The sequence below is a fragment of the Nonomuraea turkmeniaca genome (assembly GCF_005889735.1).
Taxonomy (GTDB): Bacteria; Actinomycetota; Actinomycetes; order Streptosporangiales; family Streptosporangiaceae; genus Nonomuraea; species Nonomuraea turkmeniaca.
In genome coordinates, this window is the sequence record NZ_VCKY01000123.1 from 1 (window position 1) to 16,568 (window position 16,568).

Here is a 16,568-nt window from a genome sequence, read left to right on the forward strand (position 1 = left end):
CCGCGCGGCCGGCGAACTCCAGAACGCCCTCGCGCGACCAGCGGGCCAGGTCACCGGTCCGGTACATCCTGCCGCCGGAGAACGGATCGGCGACGAACCGCTCCGCCGTGAGATCCGGGCGGTTCAGATAGCCGTGCGCCAGCCCCGCGCCTGCGACGTACAGTTCACCGATGACGCCCGGCGGAACCGGCCTCAGCGCCGCGTCGAGCACGTAGGTCCGGGTGTTGTCGAGCTCGTAGGCCGTCCGCTCGGCACCGTGCCAGCCGTAGGCGTCCACGGACGCCTCGGTCGGACCGTAGAGGTCATGGCAGGTGAGCCCGGGCGCCGAGCAGACCCGCCTCCACAGCCCGGGATCGACCGCTTCGCCACCGACGAGCAGCACCTTCAGCCCGGATTCGAGCACGCCCGACCGGACGAGCTCCCCCAGGTAGGTGGGCGTGACGTCGAGGACATCGAGACGCCGGTCCCGGATCGCGGCCACGACGGCCGCGTCGTCCCGGTAGTCGTCCAGGACGTGCAGGGTGTGCCCGTCCAGCATCCAGATCAGCGGCTCCCACGACCCGTCGAAGACGAACGAGGCCACGTGCGCCACCTGGAGTCCTCGCCCGGCGGGCTGCATCAGGCGCCTGCGGTGCGACAGGAAGAGGTTCACCAGGCCGGCGTGCGGCACCTGCACGCCCTTGGGCCGGCCGGTCGAGCCGGAGGTGTAGACCACATAAGCGGCCGCCGAGGGCAGGGACCGGTCGACGGGCGGCCCGTCGCCGAGACCGGCGAGGTCGTCCGGGCGGAGGACGAGCGCGGGTGCGGCGTCCTTCAGCAGGAACGCGGCGCGCTCCTCCGGCTGGTCGGCGTCCAGCGGCAGGTAGGCGGCCCCGGACTTGAGCACGCCCAGGAGCGCCGGGACCATCCAGGCGCGGGGCAGGTCGAGCGCGACCACCTGGCCCGGCCCCACCCCGCGCCGCGGCAGCTCGTGCGCGAGCCCGTCGGTCCAGGCGTCGAGCTCGGCGAACGTCCACGACCGCTCGCCCGTCACCAGCGCGGTCGCCTCCGGGGTCCGCGCGGCCTGCTCGGTGAACAGGCCGGGGATCGTCCGGTCGGGCACCGTCAGCGGCTCCACCGCCGGGACGGGCGGGCGGATCCGGCCGATCAGCTGGTCCGGGTCGTCGGCGACAGCGGCCAGTAGATCGCGGACCTCGGTGAGGATCCCGTACGCGGTCGCGTCGTCGAAGAGCTCGGCCCGATACTCCAGGTCGAGCCGCATCCGCGCACCGGGGCGGGCGGTCAGCGTCAGCGGGTAGTGCGCGCTGTCGCGTACCTCGTAGCCGCCGCCGAGCGGGTAGTTCTCGAAGACCGTCAGAGTGTCGAACAGCTCTCCGGCCCGCAGATCGGCCAGACCCGCGTGCTGGTGGTCCATGACCGAGGACTGCTCGTCCTGCAGGCGCCGGAGCACCTGCGCGACCGGGTCCCACGGGGACGTCCGCACCCGGACGGGGATCGTGTTGATGAACAGCCCGATCATCTTCTCCGCGTCCGGCAGCTCCGGTGGCCGGCCCGCCACGGTCGCCCCGAACACCACGTCCGAGCGGCCCGTCCGCACCGAGAGCAGCAGCCCCCACGCGCCCTGGACCAGGGTGTTCAGGGTCAGGCCACGGGAGCGTCCCAGCGCGCCGAGCCGGGCCGTGAGATCTTCGGCCAGGTCGAGCACGACCCTGCGGGGAAGGACCGAGGGTGCCGGCGCGCCGGGTGCGACCAGCGTCGGCCCCTCGACCCCGGACAGGACCTCGCGCCACGCCGCGCGCGCGGCCTCGTCGTCCCGCGAGCCGAGCCACTTCGCGTACTCCCGCACGTCAGGCGCGGGCGGCAGGGTCCGCCCGTCGGCGAGCGCGCGGAGCTCGTCCACGAGGAGCGGCAGCGACCAGCCGTCCAGCAGCAGATGATGGTGCGTGACGATGAGGCGGTGCGTCAGCGGCCCGGCGCTCAGCAGCAGCATGCGCAGCAGCGGCGGCGCGGCGGGATCGAAGCGCCGCGCGAGCTCCTCGTCCTGCAGGCGGGGCAGCTCCGCCAGGTCGGCCCGCACCTCGCGCCAGGGCAGATCGACGTGCCGGGGCACGAGCGCCGCGCTCTGGCCGTTCCTGCGCCGGCGGAAGGCCGCCCGCAGGTTGGGGTGCCGGTCGAGCAGCTCCTGCCCGGCCTCGCGCAGCCGGCCAGGGTCGAGCGGGCCGGTGAAGTCGATGGTCAGCTGCCCGGTGTAGACGTCCGGGCCCGCCCGGTCGAGGAGGGTGTGGAAGAGCAGGCCCTCCTGCATGGGCGTCAGCGGGAGGACGTCCTGGAGTCCGGACGGCCCGTTCAGTTCTGTGCCCACTCGGCTTCGAACTCCTCGATCTCGTCCTGGCCGATCGCCAGGGTCAGGTCGGACGGCGTGTGCCCGCCCGCTCCGCGCGTGGCGGCGTGCGCGGCCAGCGCGTCGAGGGCGGTGAACCAGCTCGTGGCGAGGGCGGCGACTGACGCCTCCGCGAGCAGCGCGGACGGCCAGGCCCACGTGACGCCCAGCTCCGGGCCCTCCGGGGTGTCCTGTGTGTAGGCGTTGATCTCCAGCGTGTACGGGGCGACGGGCATCGCCGCGTCGAACCCGCCTGCGAGGACTCCCGCGCCCGCGACCGGCCGCCATGGCTGGTCGGGCGCGTCGGCGACGCTGAAGCGCCCCAGATAGTTGAAGCTGATCTGCGGCGCGGGCAGTTTCGCCAGCTCCGGCTCGGTGCCGGGATTCAGGTACCGCAGCAGCCCATAACCGAGACCTCGGTCGGGCAGCGACCGCAGCGTCTCCTTGACCCGCTTGAGCGCCGCACCGGCCGAGGGGCCTCCGGCGAGGGCGTCATCGAGGTCGATCTCCCCGGGGTCGAGCCGGACCGGGAAGATGCTCGTGAACCAGCCCAGCGTCCTGGACACGTCGGCGCCCGGCACCGCGTGCTCCTCACGGCCGTGGCCCTCCAGGGCGATCAGCACGTCGGCGCGGTCGCCGCGGCCCAGCCCGCGCCGCCAGCCGGCGACGGCCAGCGCGAGCGCGGTGAGCAGGACGTCGTTGACCTCGGCGTGGAACACGGCCGGAACGGTCGTGAGCAGCGGCTCGGTCCGCGCGGGCGGCAGGCGGAGCGTGTGGCGCCGCACGGACTCCAGATCGGCGACCGGGTCGAGCGGGCGGTGGCCGAGCGCGGGGTCCGGACCGGCGAGCATGCCGGTCCAGAGCCCGAGTTCGGCCTCCCTGCTCCGGGCGCCGGCGGACAGCAACCCGGACCAGCGGCGGAAGGACGTGCCAGGAGGCTCGAGGGCGGCCCCGGTCCAGGCGGACTCGAGGTCGCCGGGGATGATCCGCCACGAGACCCCGTCGATGATCGCGTGATGGATGACCAGCAGCAGGCGTCCGAGGCGCTCCCGGCCGGCGTCGAACCAGACCGCCTGCACCATCAGCCCGTTCTCCGGGTCGAGCCGCGCGCAGGCCTGGTCCTCGGCCGCGGCGACCACCGGGGCCAGGCCGTCGCGGAGCCCCGTCACGTCCACCCGCTGGATCCAGGTCGCGGCGGACACCTCTCCGCGCGGGAGCACCCGCAGGTGCCCCGGCGTGCCCGGGACCGTCCGCACGAGGACCGAGCGCAGCACGTCGTGCTGGTCTGCGAGCACCTGAAGGATCTTCTCCAGGTCCGGTCCGGTCAGGCCCGCCGGCGTCGTGAGCAGCAGCGACTGGCTGAATCCGCGGATGTCGCCGCCGCACTCGTCCAGCCAGCGCAGGATCGGCGTGAACGGGATCTCTCCCACTCCGTCGTCGGTGATCCGCGGGCGGTCCGCGTCGAGATCGGTCACGACCGGCGCGAGCCCGGCCACCGTGCGGTGCACGAAGACCTGCCTGGGCGTGCAGACGAGGCCGGACTTGCGGGCGCGGAGCACCAGCTGGATGGCGACGATGCTGTCGCCGCCGAGCGCGAAGAAGTCGTCGTCGATCCCCACGCCGGGGACGCCGAGCACCTCGGCGAACAGGCCGCACAGCACGGCCTCGCGGGCGTCGCGGGCCGGCTTGCCCTCCGCCTGGACGTGCAGGTGGGGCACGGGCAGCGCGGCCCGATCCAGTTTTCCGCTGGTGAGCACCGGCAGCTTCGGCAGCACGACGAACGCGGCGGGCACCATGTAGTCGGGCAGCCAGCGCTGGGCGTGCACCCGCAGCGACTTGACCAGCGAGACGTCGTCGCGGACCGGCGCGGGGGTGTTGACGAGCACCGCGCGGCCGCCGGGCCGGTAGAGGCCGTCCGCGCGGGTGTCGGTGGTGAACAGGACGTCGAGGTCGCCGCGGTCTGAGTCGCCGCTCCAGGTGACGTACGTCCGCAGGCCCGCGTTCTCCCCGAGGGCGTGGAAGTCCTCCGGGTCGACGGCCCCGGGCCGGTCGAGATCGGGGGCGAGGCGCGCGTTGGGCACACCGGTGATCCGCAGCGGCCGGGTGCGCCCCGCGAGCAGCGCTGCGACCACGCGAAGGTCCGGCACGTCCTCGCCCCAGCTGAAGACCTGTGCCGGTGCGGGCTGCGCGGGCCGCGTGTGGAGCACGACGTCGTAGCGGTAGCGGCTCAGCTCGTTGTGGTGGCGTGCTTGTTTGACGCGCAGGTCGGCCGAGGCGAAGCCGGGCAGGTCCGCGAAGAAGTCGGGGTCGAGGAGCAGCTCGTTCTCCTCGGCCTCGGTGGTGCCGAGCGCGGCGCGGAACACCGGCTGGAGCCTCAGGTTGCGCACGTCGCCGACGAAGACGCGTCCCCCTGGCGCCAGCAGTTCCGCGCAGCCGCGCAGCACGCCGAGCACGTAGTCGCGGCTCGGGAAGTACTGGACGACCGAGTTGATGACGACGGTGTCGAAGCGGCCCTTGGGCAGGCCGCTGAGATCGTCGGCGGGCTGTGCCCTGAGCTCGACCTTGGCCGCGAGCTCGTCCGGCAGCGCCGCGCGCAAGGACGTGATCGCCTCGCTCGACAGGTCGAGGCCCCAGTAGGACGCGCAGGAGGGGGCCAGCCGGGACAGCAGCAGGCCGTTGCCGACGCCGAGCTCCAGCACGTGCTCCGGCTCGAGCTCCAGGATCCGCGCCACGGTGGCGTCCTGCCACTCCCGCATCTCCGTGAGCGGGATCGGCGTGCCGTCGTAGCTGCTGTTCCAGCCGGTGAAGTTCTCGTCGGCGCGCTCCGGCGTCCCGGCCTGGTAGAGGAGCTCGTGCAGGTCCTTCCATTCGGCGACGATCGTCCGGTCGTGCTCGCCGTCCGCCCTGGCCGCGGGCACGACGTACGCGGCCAGCCGGCGGTCGCCGGGACGGTCCTCGCGGACGACCGCGGCGACCTGCCCCACGGACGGGTGCCGGGCCAGCACCGACTCGATCTCGCCGAGCTCGATCCGGTAGCCGCGGATCTTCACCTGGTCGTCGACGCGGCCGAGGAAGTCGATCCGCCCGTCGTCGAGCCATCGGACCAGGTCACCGGTCCGGTACATGCGCTCGCCCGCTGCGCCGAAGGGGTCGGCGACGAACCGCTCGGACGTCAGGCCGGGCCGCCCGGCGTAGCCGCGGGCGAGGCCGGGTCCGGCGAGGTAGAGCTCGCCCGCGCCTCCGGTAGCGACGGGCCGTAGCGCGCCGTCCAGGACGTAGGCGCGGGTTCCCGGATCGGGGATGCCGATCGGGACCGAGGACTCGGTCGCCGACGGGTCGCACCAGCCGAGCGTCGAGTTCACCGTCGCCTCGGTCGGCCCGTAGGCGTTGAACATCCGGTGGCCGGGCGCCCACCGGGCGACGAGTTCCGGCGAGACGCGCTCGGTGCCCGCCAGCAGGACCCCGGGCGGCAGGTCGAGGCCGGGCGGGAGCGCCGCGAGCAGGGCCGGCGGGAGGATCATGAAGTTCACGCCGTGCGCCCACGCGTACTCGGTCAGCTCGGGGCCGGGCACGCGGCGCTCGGACGGCACGACGACCAGCCGCCCGCCGGACAGCAGAGCGAGGCACAGGTCCCAGAAGGCCACGTCGAAGCTCGGCGAGGCGAACTGCAGCACCCTGATGCCGGGGCCGACGCCGAAGCGTTCCCGCTGGGTCGAGACGAGTTTGGCCACACCCGTGTGCGTCAGCTGGACGCCCTTGGGCCGTCCGGTCGAGCCGGAGGTGTAGATGACGTAGGCGGTGTTCAGCAGCGAGAGCCCGGCCTCAGGCGTCGTATCGGGCAGCGCTGCCAGCTCCGCGGCGACCCCCGGGTCGTCGAGCGCCACGACCGGCAGGCCGCCGAAGGCGTCCGCCTCGGCGGCCACCGTCACGACGCACACCGGGCGCGCGTCGTCCAGCATGTACGCGACGCGGTCCGGCGGATGGTCGAGGTCGAGCGGCAGGTAGGCGCCGCCCGCCTTCATGACGGCCAGTTCGGCCACGATGAGCTCGGCGGAGCGCGGGACTGCCAGGGCCACCACGCGCTCGGGTCCCGCGCCGCGCGCGACGAGAGCGTGCGCGAGCCGGTTGGCCCGCACGTCCAGCTCGGCGTAGGTCAGGGTCAGCTCTTCGAAGACCAGCGCGATCGAGTTCGGAGCTCTCCGGACCTCCTCGGCGAAGAGTTCGGGCAGGGTCGCGGGCGGGACGGTGCAGGGGCCGCCGTCCCAGGACTCGCTGGGCCACATAGCTCGAAACGATAAGGTAAGGCTAACCTAATATCAATGCTTTCGAGCCTTTCTTATTAGGTAAGCCTTACCTTATTTCTAAGCCAGCCGAATGACCTGGCCGTCGGTGTGGTGGCGGCCGATCGGGATGACCAGGGGAGTGCCGCTGACAGGGTCGGAGGTCACCCGGCAGCGCAGGTCGAAGACGTCCTCGACGGTCTCGGCGGTGATCACCTCGTCCGGCGCCCCCTCGGCGACTATCCGGCCGGCCTTCATCGCGACGACGTGGTCGGCGTACCTGCATGCCTGGTTGAGGTCGTGCAGGACCATCACGATCGTCCGGCCCTCGGACCGATTCAGGTCGACGATGAGGTCGAGCACGTCGATCTGGTGCGCGAGGTCGAGATAGGTGGTGGGCTCGTCCAGCAGGAGCACCCGGGTGCCTTGGGCGACCGCCATCGCGATCCACGCCCGCTGCCGCTGCCCGCCGGACAACTCGTCGACCGCGCGGTCGGCCAGGTCGGTGATGTCGGTGGCCGCCAGCGCCGCGTACACGGCGCTCTCATCGGCCTTCGACCACTGCCGCCACCACGTCTGGTGTGGTGACCTGCCACGGTTCACCAGATCGAGCACCGTGAGGCCTTCGGGCGCCACGGGGCTCTGCGGCAGAATGCCGAGGCGCTGCGCGAGCTCCCGGGTGGGGATCGACTGCAGCGCCTTGCCGTCCAGCCGCACCGCGCCCGTCTTCGGGGCCAGCAGGCGGGCCAGAGCGCGCAGCAGCGTGGACTTGCCGCAGGCGTTGGCCCCCACGATCGCGGTGATGCGGCCGGGCGGCACGGTCAGGTCGAGGTCCGTGACCACGCTGACATCGCCGTAGGCCAGGTGCAGCCCGAGGGCGCGCAGGTCCGGATCGGGTGACTCCATGCCGTTCAGCCTCCTGAGTCCGCGCGGTTCGCGCGGATGAGCAACCAGAGAAGTACGGGGGCGCCCAGCACGCCGGTGATGATCCCGACCGGCAGCTCCATGCTCGGCAGCAGGGTCCGCGCGACCAGGTCGGAGCCGACCACGACCAGCCCGCCGGTCAGCGCGGACGTGATCGGCGGCGGCCAGGCCGTGCCCGCCAGCCGCTGCGCGATCTGAGGGGACATCAGCGCGACGAACGCGATCGGCCCCGCGGCCGCCGTTCCGAAGGCGATCAGGCCGACGCCGGTCAGCATGAGGCCGAACCGTACCCGCTGCACCGGGGTGCCGAGTCCCGCGGCCACCTCGTCGCCTAGCTGGAGCGTGCGCAGCAGCCGCCCGAGGCCGAGGGCCAGCGGGACGAGCACGCACATCGCCAGCGCGAGCGGGACCGTCTGGTCCCAGCCGCGTCCGTTGAGATTGCCGACCAGCCAGCCCAGCGCCGCCTGGGCCTGGAACTGGCCGCCCCGCGCGATCAGGTAGTCGGTCAGGCTCAGGCACATCCATGACACCCCGATCCCGACCAGGATGATGCGGTAGCCGGTGGTGCCCTTGCGCCAGGCGAGCACGTACACGATCAGCGCGGTCGCGAGGCCGCCGAGCAGGCCGAGCGTCTGCAGGCCGAGACCGCCGTCCCAGCCGAGCATGATGGCGGCGACGACCGCGGTGCCCGAGCCCGCGGTCAGCCCGATGACGTCCGGGCTGGCCATCGGATTGCGGGTCATCGTCTGGAAGATCGCACCGGACAGCGCGAAGGCCATGCCCGCCAGCAGCCCGGTGACCAGCCGCGGCAGCCGCAGCTCGCGCACGACCAGCACGGTCCCCGGATCGCCGATGCCGAGCACGGCCTTGGCCGCCTCGAGGTAGCCGAGCGAGAACTCGCCCGTCGCGACGCTCAGGCAGAACAGCAGGGCCGTGGCGGCGACGAGCCCGAGGCAGACGCCGAGCAGACGCGGCCGCAGCAGCCCGGAGACCGGCGGCATCACGAGCCGGTAGGTGATCGGGGCCATGCTCAGACCTCCGCGAGGCGACGGCGGCGCACCATCGCGATGAAGAAGGGTCCGCCGATGAACGCGATCAGCACACCCGCCTGGATCTCGATCGGCCGGTTCACCATGCGACCGGTGATGTCGGCCGCCAGGAGCACGCAGGGCGCGATCAGGGCGGACAGCGGCAGCAGCCAGCGGTGGTCGGGGCCGAGGCCCGCCCACTGCGCGAGCGACCGGGCGACATGCGGGACGATCAGGCCGAGGAACACGATCGGCCCGATGACGGCGACGGCCGCGCCGGTCAGCAGCATCACCGCGGTGACCCCGCCGAGCCTGACCAGGCCGACCCTGCGGCCCAGCGCCTTGGCCACGTCCTCGCCGAGCGCGAGGCTGTTGAGCGCGGGAGCGCAGGCCAGCGCGATGAGGAGACCGGCGGCGATGAACGGGGAGATCTGCCAGACGACGGCGCCGCCCTGGTCGGCGAGCGAGCCCGCGGACCAGAACCGGTACCGGTTCAGCGCCTCCGGCTCGACGAGCACCACGGCGCTGGTCAGCGACGAGAGCAGCGCGCTGACCGCGACCCCGGCGAGCGCCAGCTTCACCGGGGTCAGCCCGGAGCGGCCGAGCTTGCCGAGCAGGTACACGGCCACGCTGGCCAGCAGAGCCCCGGCGAAGGCGAACCAGACATAACCGTGCAGGGTGCCGAGGCCGAGCACCCCGACGGCGATCACGATGCCGAACGCGCTGCCCGCGGTCACCCCGAGCAGCCCGGGGTCGGCGAGCGGATTGCGGGCGAGGGACTGCATCAGCGCGCCGGACAGGCCGATCGCCATCCCGGCGATCAGGCCGAGCACCGTACGCGGCATGCGCACCGTCCACACGACGTTGTCGACGAGGCGGCTCGGCGGGTGGCCGACGAGGGCGGCCGCGACGTCGTCCACGGGCACGCTGAGCGCGCCGAGGGCCAGCGACAGCACGCAGAGCGAGGCCAGGACGCCACTCAGCCCGGCCACGAGGGCGGCCGGGCGGAGTGCGTGTTCGGCGGTGATCGCTTTCAACTCGCGGGCTGCTCGACCTTGGTGGCGACATCGCCGTCCACGGCCGCCTTGAGCTGCGGGACCAGTCGCTCGAGCAGGTAGGGCAGGCTGAGCACGGTCTGGAAGGAGTAGGCGACGCCGTACGGCGTGTCCTCGCCGACGTGCACCTCGCGTCCCTGCCTGACCACGTCCAGGTCGGCGTAGAGCCGGTCCGCGTGCAGCTTGGGCACGTCCTTGGCGACATTGCCGACCGTCCAGACGATGACGTCCTGGTCGAGCAGGTCGGTGCGCTCCTTGCTGATGTTGGCGCCGAACTTGTCGCCGATCAGCTGGTCCAGATCGGTCGGCAGCGAGAAGCCGAGCTGGGTCAGGGTACGGGACCTGGAGTCCTGGCTGCCGTAGACGAAGTTGCCCTCGTACGGGGTGCCCGAGATGGCCGTCTTGCCCGCGAACTCAGGGTTGTCCGCCTTGGCCTGGCCGAACAGCCGCTCGACGTCACCGACGAGCTTGACCGCCTCGGCCTCCTTGCCCAGTGCCTTGCCGATCGTGACAGTCTGGTCCTGCCACGGGATGCCGTAATCGCCGTACTGCTTCGGCTGCGCGACGACCGGGGCGAACTTCGACAGCGTCTCGTACTGCTTCTGCGTCAGCCCCGCGTAGAGCGCGACAATGAGGTCCGGCCTGAGTGCCGCGATCTTCTCCACCTGCGGGCCGGTCCCCGGATCCTCGAGCAGGGTCGGCACCGGGGCCCCGTTCAGCTTCGGCGTGGCCCAAGGCCCGATGGCCCCGGGGAAGCCGCCGAACCAGTCGGTCGTGCCGACCGGGACCTTGCCGAGCGCGAGCACGGCATCCTGGTCGGTGAGGCCGACCGTGAAGATGCGCTGCGGCTCGGCCTTGATCGTCGTCTCGCCGTATTTGTGCGCGATCGTCACCGGGAAGGCTGCGGGCGCAGCACTCGATGCCGCCGGCTGCTGCGCGGGCTTCGGATCCGGCTCGGAACCGCACGCGGTCAGCGCACACGCAGACAGCAGGAGCGAAGCAACCGCGGCCACCAGCCGTGCGCGTCCGGGAAGCAGGGACATGGGGGGATCCTCCAGGACCGCGACAGTAAGTAAGCCGAACCTAACTTAGGCAACCCTTACTTATCAAGACGAATCCGGATCTCACCGGATTCGGCTCCGCGCATAGCTCCGGGGGTCAGGAGCTGTTCAACGGCACGGCCCCAGAAGGGCAGCCTCTCCGGCCGCGACGCAGATTCCCGGCGGCACCCCGATCCGTTGCCACCTACCAGGCCGGATGCCTTGGTCACCCTGGTCAGCGCATGACGGCGGCCGGCCGCAGCCGTGTTGACGATGCTGGTCAGACGGTCTTCGCACTGAGGCCACCCACGCGGAACCACCGGCAACATCGGGGCGAGGGCCGTTCGGGTCGCCGGCTTCGCCATAGCACCCACTACCGCTGCGTGGGCGAAGCTGTGCACCTCTACCAGGAGTACCGATCGCCCGGCCGGTTCCAGGGGCTTGCAGGTGTTTTCTTCCAAAGGTTGGGATATTCAGGTCGGAAAAATGGGCGGGGGAAGTGACTTTCGTGCCCGTGCGCGGGCAGTGTCGGGCTTGGGGGAGCGCTGGTGCGGTCGTCGCATGCTGGACTGGCTGGATGGGTGTGTGTGTCGGCCTCTCGTTCATCAGTGTTGTGGCTGGCAAAGGAACTGTTATGACACGCCGCGTTGGGGAAGTGATGACCAGGGATGTCGTGATGGTGAGCGTCGACTCCACGCTGGTGGCCACGGCCCGGGAGATGCGCGAACACGACATCGGCGACGTCTGCGTCATGGAGGACGGACGGCTGTTCGGGATGCTGACGGACAGGGACATCGTGGTCCGGGCGATCGCGCAAGGCCTGTCACCCGAAGTCGTCACTGCCGGCGACATCTGCACCAGGAAGCTCGTCACCGTCGCTCCGGACGATGGGGAGTGGTACGCGGTGGAGTTGATGCGCCTGCACACGGTGCGGCGGTTGCCCGTGCTCGACCACGAGCGGCTGGTGGGTGTGTTGTCACTGGGCGACGTGGCCATCGATCTGGAACGCGACTCCACGCTGGCGACCATCAGCGCGGCTCCGCCCAATGCCTGAGCCCCACCCCCATGACCGCCGCCTGACGTGACCCCCTGCTGACATCGCCGCCCGGACGGAGCGCACAAGACCGCCTAGCAGAGTGTCACCACCGGCCGAGCCACCGCAGGCAACGCTGCACGACTGGCATGACGCCACGCGGCCAGGCCGGGCGGTTTCGGCACTCCGAGGCCACGCGCCGCCTTCAGCGTTTACGGAAAGGGCAGGATGACGAATCGGACACGACCGAGGTCGGAGCCGGAGAACACCAAGCGCGGCATACGCCCGAGGTTGGCGACGTCCTCTCCCCAATCCCCCCGTCAGGCTGGTCATGACTGCCCCGCAGATCGAGGGGCGTCAGGGGCCGGTGGCCGCTGCGATGTCTCGGCGTCCCGGTAGAAGCTCAAGCCGGCATGTTCGGGGTCGGTGTAGACCTTCACCGTCCCGTCCGGGTACGCCGCGAACGGCAGGACGACGCCGTCCGGACACGGGTGCAGGAACATCAGGGTCGGTCCGACGACGACGAACGAGCGGGCCATCGGCGTGGCATGCTCGGTTCCGTGTTCGGCGCGCCACCGGCTCACCCGATCGGCCGCGCCGGGCTGGTCGGCGACGTTCTCCACCTTTCCGATCAGGTCCTCGATGGCCGCCCGGTCCAGGATTTCGATCTGCAGGTGTTGCGGTTCTCCCATGAGGCACTCCTTGGCTCGTTCAACGGATTGGCTCGTTCAACGGAGATGGCGGTCAGTTCTGGATGGCTGCGAAGGCCAGGCAGGCGAGGACCAGGAGCAGGCCGGCGACGACCGTCATCCGGGTCATGTAGGCGTGGCGCACGGTTTCCTCCAGAAGGGACAGCTCAGACCCATGCGAAGCGCTCGGTGTGGATGCGGTCGACGGGTACGCCGAGTTGCGGGATAGCGGCCTCCATGGCGTCGAGCATCGAGTTCGGGCCGCAGATGAAGAACTGGAAACGCCTGTTGACGGACAGCAGGTGCCGGCGGAGCGTGTCAGCGTTGATGTAGCCGCTCTCTCCCGTCCAGCCGGGCGGCGGTTGTTCGAGCACCTGCACGACCCGTAGGTTCAGCCGGCCGGCGAGTTCGTCGACCTCCTCGCGGAACGGGATGCTGTCACAGTCGCGGTGTGCGGAGAACAGGACGACTGGCCGCACGTCGCCGCGGTCGGCGAGGGTCCGCAGCATACTCAGTGCGGGGACGATACCGACTCCGCCGGCTATCAGGCAGAACCCCGCGCCCTCGTACTGGTCGATGGAGAACACCCCGTGCGGACCGTCGACGTAGACGGTGGTGCCCGGCTGCACCGCGCTGACGCTGGAGGTGAAGTCTCCGAGCGCCTTGATGGCGAAGGCGACCGTGCCGCCCGTCTCGGCGCTGGAGGAGAACGAGAACGGGTGCGAGGTGACCGAGAACGGCGACCTGCCGACCGTGATCCAGGCGAACTGACCGGGCTGGAAACGCAGCCCGTCGTGCCCACGCGGGCGAAGCACGAGAACCGTGGTCCGGCCACGCTCGGGGATCACCTGTTCGACCGCCCACGGACGACGCCACAACCGCAGTGGCCGCAGCACCCGTATCCACAGGAGCAGCCCTACGAACGCCGCCGACATGATCGCCCACAGCACTTGTTTCCATAGGCTGTCGATGTAGTAGTTGACCAGCAGCACGTGAACCAGTGCCGCCATGACCGCGACCGTCGCCATGATCGCGTGCAGCACCTGCCATGTCTCGTAGGACAGCCGCAGACGTCGTCGCCACACCGAAGTCACCATCAGTATCAGCAGAGTCAGCACCGACAGCACGGCGAACCGGGCTCTCCACGGCAGCTCGGTCAGGGAGAAGGCGGCGACCACGCCCGGACCTGACAGCGCCATATGCGTCAGCACGAACGCCAGACCGACGTAACCGATTTCCCGGTGGAATTGGATCACCGCATCGGTGCCGAACGGCTCGGCTATGGCACGGACCCGTGCGACGAGGGCGAACTCGATCCCCATCAAGGCCAGTCCAACGAACCCGAGCGCAACGGAGAAGTCGGTCCAGAAGCCTTGCCCCGGGCGGGTCACGCCCATCAACGCGAATGCCAGGGGTGCCACGCAGACTCCCAGGAACACGCCGATCCACACGATCCCCTGTGCCGTCGACCTCATGCCGGATTTCCGGAGCCGCCATGGAGGCACGGATTCATCGTCAACACCGCTCACACCCCCGCGATGAGCTGCAACATCATGACCTGCGTACCCGTGCGCACCCTGCCAAAACGACGCCCAGTCCTGTCCGGCTCGGTACGCAAACCGCAGCCCCGGATCACGACGGAAGCGGGCCGCGAGCTTGATCACCGGTCATGAGAATCTTGTCCGCCTCGCGCTCGCGATCCGGCACGCCGAACCCATCACGAGGCGTCGAGCGCGCGCAGGGCGGCAGGGACGCCGTCGGCGTTGAGCCGCTCCAGGCAGTCCGTGACCAGCTCGCGGAAGACCCGGCTCTCCCGGAGGTCGGCGCCGAAGACCTCCTCGATCGCCAGCAGGCGGCTCACGGTCGCCGCGGCGGAGGCCGTCCCGTCTCCGCGCAGCCGGTCGGCCAGCGGGTCGTCCAGCTCGCGTGACGTGGTGACGTGCCGCATCCACCCGGCCACGGCCAGCGCGATCCACCGGGGCTCGTGCCCGCCGGCCAGCCGGTCGCGTGCCGGGTCCAGCAGGCGCTGCGGCAGCTTCTGCGAGCCGTCCATCGCGATCTGCGCGACGCGGTGCCGCAGGCCGGGGTCGGCGAACCTGGCCAGCAGCGTCTCCTTGTACCCCGCGAGGTCGAACCCGTCCAGCCCGTCCAAGGTGGGCGAGAGGTCGTCGTCCATCAACCGGCGGAGGAACCCGGCGAACGCCGGATCGCCCACGGCCTCGGACACGTGCGCCGCCCCCGACAGGTAGGCGATGGCCGAATGGCCGCCGTTGAGCAGGCGCAGCTTCATGTGCTCGTACGGCCGGACGTCGCCCACCAGGAGCGCGCCCGCCTTCTCCCAGGCCGGCCGGTCCCCGGCGAAGGAATCCTCGATCACCCACTGTGTGAACGGCTCGGTGACGACCGCGCCCAGGTCGGTCACGCCGAGCCTGGCGGCCATGTCGTCCAGGTCGGCCTGCGTGGTCGCGGGGACGATCCTGTCCACCATGGTCGCGGGGAAGGCGACGTTCTCCTCGACCCACTCGAGCAGCGGCGGCTCGCACAGTTCTGCCACGAGCCGGGCGAGAGTCGCGCCGTTGCCGGGGAGGTTGTCGCAGGAGACGACGGTGAGCGGGCCCGCGTCCGCGGCGGCACGGGCGCGCAGCCCGGCGACGAGCCTTCCGATCGCGGTGGGCGGCCCGGCGGCACGTCTCCCGATCGCGGTGGGCGGCCCGGCGACCAGCCGCCCGATCGCGCCAGGCAGCGGGTCGCGGCGGTACGCCTTCTCCGTGATGGTCAGCGTGACCACCGCGGTCTCCGGCGCGGCCAGCCGTGCGGCGAGGTCGTCACAGGGGGTGAGCACGTCGCGCACGGATCCGACCACGCGGACCTCGTCGCCGGCACGCACGCCGTACAGGCAGTCCTGGGGGCGGAGCCGGTCGGCCACGTCGGCGCTGCGCTGGCTCGCTCCGCAGATGCCCCAGCGGTCGTCGCCGGTCGCGGCCATGGCGCGCTCGGTGTAGACGGCCTGGTGGGCGCGGTGGAAGGCGCCGATGCCCAGGTGCACGACGCCGGTGGCGCGCGGCTCCGCGAGCGGGCGCGCGGCGGGCGCGACCCTGGACAGGGTGGCGCGGCTGAGCCTCACCAAGGGTGCACGCTCCCGTCTGTCATCGTCAGGGTGACGAAGCTCCTGCCCGGGCTGGTGACGATGGCCTTGGCCTCGGCGATTCTCACGGGTAGGCCTCCAGGTCGGCGAAGAGCGTGCAGTCCGGATGGGTACGCAGGACGGAGGCGGGGCAGCTCTCGGCGACGGGCCCGTCGAGCGCGGCGGCGAGCGCGGCCTTCTTGCTCGCGCCGGGCACGGTGGCGACCAGCGTGCGCCCGGCCATCAGCGTGGGAACGGTCAGCGTGATCGCCCGCTCGGGCACGTCCGCGAGCGTGGCGAAGCATCCGTCGCCGACCTGCTGCCGGCGGCTGGCGTCGTCCAGCTCGACGACCTTGACCGCGAGGGGATCGCCGAAGTCGGCCACCGGAGGATCGTTGAACGCCAGGTGGCCGTTGTCGCCGATGCCCAGGCAGACCAGGTCGATCGGGCCGCGGCCGAGCAGCTCGGCGTAGCGCGCGCACTCCGCCTCCGGGTCGCCGCCCGGTTCGATCACGTGGACCGCGCCCGGCCGGACGGCGTCCCAGAGCTCGTGGCGGAGGAAGCGGCCGAACCGCTGGGACGCGCCAGCGGGCAGCCCGAGGTACTCGTCCATGTGGAAAACGACGACCCTGGACCAGTCGATCCCCTCGGCCGCGCGCAGGCCGGCCAGCGTCTCCCGCTGCGAGGGCGCGGCCGCGAAGACCACCCTGGCCTCGCCGCGGGTGGCGAGCGCCGTGCGCAACGCCGTGGCCGCGGCACCCGCCGCCGCGGCGCCGGACTGCGCCCTGTCGCTGAAGACCCGGACATCGAGGCGTCCGGCGACCCGCTTGATGACGGGGTTCCGGTTCGGGGCGGTCACGGCCGGTCTCCCTGAGCGCGGAGCTCGCGCAGCTCCATGATCTGCATGAGGCTCCTGGAGATGTGGTGCGGATCCTTGGCCGGAAGGGCGACGACCTCGTCGACGGGAGCCTCGGCCCGGTCCCTGCCCATGCCGTCCCTCCCTCATGGACAATGA

12 protein-coding genes are annotated in these 16,568 nt (G+C 71.5%); 1 reads left to right on the forward strand and 11 read right to left on the reverse strand.

Annotation, left to right across the window (positions count from 1 at the left end):
* The 6 genes from ETD86_RS30885 to ETD86_RS30910 all read right to left on the reverse strand — a co-directional run.
* Positions 1–2,362, reverse strand: a 2,362-nt coding sequence (locus ETD86_RS30885; protein ID WP_138670022.1) for a non-ribosomal peptide synthetase, incomplete at its 3' end; no start/stop codon positions are given.
* The gene (locus tag ETD86_RS58435; RefSeq protein WP_138670024.1) at positions 2,347–6,663 is read right to left on the reverse strand and encodes a non-ribosomal peptide synthetase; all 4,317 of its coding nucleotides are present in this window, start codon (positions 6,661–6,663) and stop codon (positions 2,347–2,349) included. The genes ETD86_RS30885 and ETD86_RS58435, both read right to left, overlap by 16 nt.
* Before the next feature lie 78 nt (positions 6,664–6,741).
* Positions 6,742–7,566, reverse strand: a complete 825-nt coding sequence (locus ETD86_RS30895; RefSeq protein ID WP_138670026.1) for an ABC transporter ATP-binding protein — start codon at positions 7,564–7,566, stop codon at positions 6,742–6,744.
* 5 nt (positions 7,567–7,571) lie between these two features.
* Positions 7,572–8,612, reverse strand: coding sequence for a FecCD family ABC transporter permease (locus ETD86_RS30900; protein WP_138670028.1), 1,041 nt, complete (start codon positions 8,610–8,612; stop codon positions 7,572–7,574).
* A 2-nt stretch (positions 8,613–8,614) separates the two neighbouring features.
* Positions 8,615–9,649: a FecCD family ABC transporter permease gene (locus ETD86_RS30905; protein ID WP_246148471.1), complete on the reverse strand. Its 1,035-nt coding sequence runs from the start codon at positions 9,647–9,649 to the stop codon at positions 8,615–8,617.
* Positions 9,646–10,710, reverse strand: a complete 1,065-nt coding sequence (locus ETD86_RS30910; RefSeq protein WP_138670030.1) for an iron-siderophore ABC transporter substrate-binding protein — start codon at positions 10,708–10,710, stop codon at positions 9,646–9,648. The genes ETD86_RS30905 and ETD86_RS30910 overlap by 4 nt, the downstream gene beginning before the upstream one ends.
* A 631-nt stretch (positions 10,711–11,341) precedes the next feature.
* Here ETD86_RS30910 and ETD86_RS30915 point away from each other — a divergent pair.
* Positions 11,342–11,761 (forward strand): CBS domain-containing protein, encoded by a 420-nt coding sequence (locus ETD86_RS30915; protein WP_138670032.1) that lies wholly within the window; start codon positions 11,342–11,344, stop codon positions 11,759–11,761.
* A 308-nt stretch (positions 11,762–12,069) separates the two neighbouring features.
* On the opposite strand, the gene ETD86_RS30920 is transcribed toward ETD86_RS30915, so the two are convergent.
* From ETD86_RS30920 to ETD86_RS59290, 5 genes are all read right to left on the reverse strand, one after another.
* The gene (locus tag ETD86_RS30920) at positions 12,070–12,432 is read right to left on the reverse strand and encodes a hypothetical protein (protein ID WP_138670034.1); all 363 of its coding nucleotides are present in this window, start codon (positions 12,430–12,432) and stop codon (positions 12,070–12,072) included.
* 164 nt (positions 12,433–12,596) lie between these two features.
* Entirely contained in the window at positions 12,597–13,850 is a 1,254-nt protein-coding gene (locus ETD86_RS30925; protein ID WP_170223362.1) for a ferredoxin reductase family protein, read from the reverse strand.
* A 296-nt stretch (positions 13,851–14,146) separates the two neighbouring features.
* A complete protein-coding gene (locus ETD86_RS30930) occupies positions 14,147–15,553 on the reverse strand; it encodes a mannitol dehydrogenase family protein (protein WP_246148474.1) in 1,407 nt (468 codons plus the stop codon).
* A gap of 85 nt (positions 15,554–15,638) precedes the next feature.
* Positions 15,639–16,412: a 6-phosphogluconolactonase gene (locus tag ETD86_RS30935; RefSeq protein ID WP_211370420.1), complete on the reverse strand. Its 774-nt coding sequence runs from the start codon at positions 16,410–16,412 to the stop codon at positions 15,639–15,641.
* Positions 16,409–16,543: a hypothetical protein gene (locus ETD86_RS59290; RefSeq protein WP_281286984.1), complete on the reverse strand. Its 135-nt coding sequence runs from the start codon at positions 16,541–16,543 to the stop codon at positions 16,409–16,411. The genes ETD86_RS30935 and ETD86_RS59290 overlap by 4 nt, the downstream gene beginning before the upstream one ends.
* Positions 16,544–16,568 lie beyond the last annotated feature (25 nt).

Excerpts from the sequence above, each read along its gene's own strand:
- ETD86_RS58435 (WP_138670024.1), bottom strand. The coding sequence starts at position 6,663 with ATGTGGCCCAGCGAGTCCTGGGACGGCGGCCCCTGCACCGTCCCGCCC.
- ETD86_RS30895 (WP_138670026.1), bottom strand. The coding sequence starts at position 7,566 with ATGGAGTCACCCGATCCGGACCTGCGCGCCCTCGGGCTGCACCTGGCC.
- ETD86_RS30900 (WP_138670028.1), bottom strand. The coding sequence starts at position 8,612 with ATGGCCCCGATCACCTACCGGCTCGTGATGCCGCCGGTCTCCGGGCTG.
- ETD86_RS30910 (WP_138670030.1), bottom strand. The coding sequence starts at position 10,710 with ATGTCCCTGCTTCCCGGACGCGCACGGCTGGTGGCCGCGGTTGCTTCG.
- ETD86_RS30915 (WP_138670032.1), top strand. The coding sequence starts at position 11,342 with ATGACACGCCGCGTTGGGGAAGTGATGACCAGGGATGTCGTGATGGTG.
- ETD86_RS30920 (WP_138670034.1), bottom strand. The coding sequence starts at position 12,432 with ATGGGAGAACCGCAACACCTGCAGATCGAAATCCTGGACCGGGCGGCC.
- ETD86_RS59290 (WP_281286984.1), bottom strand. The coding sequence starts at position 16,543 with ATGGGCAGGGACCGGGCCGAGGCTCCCGTCGACGAGGTCGTCGCCCTT.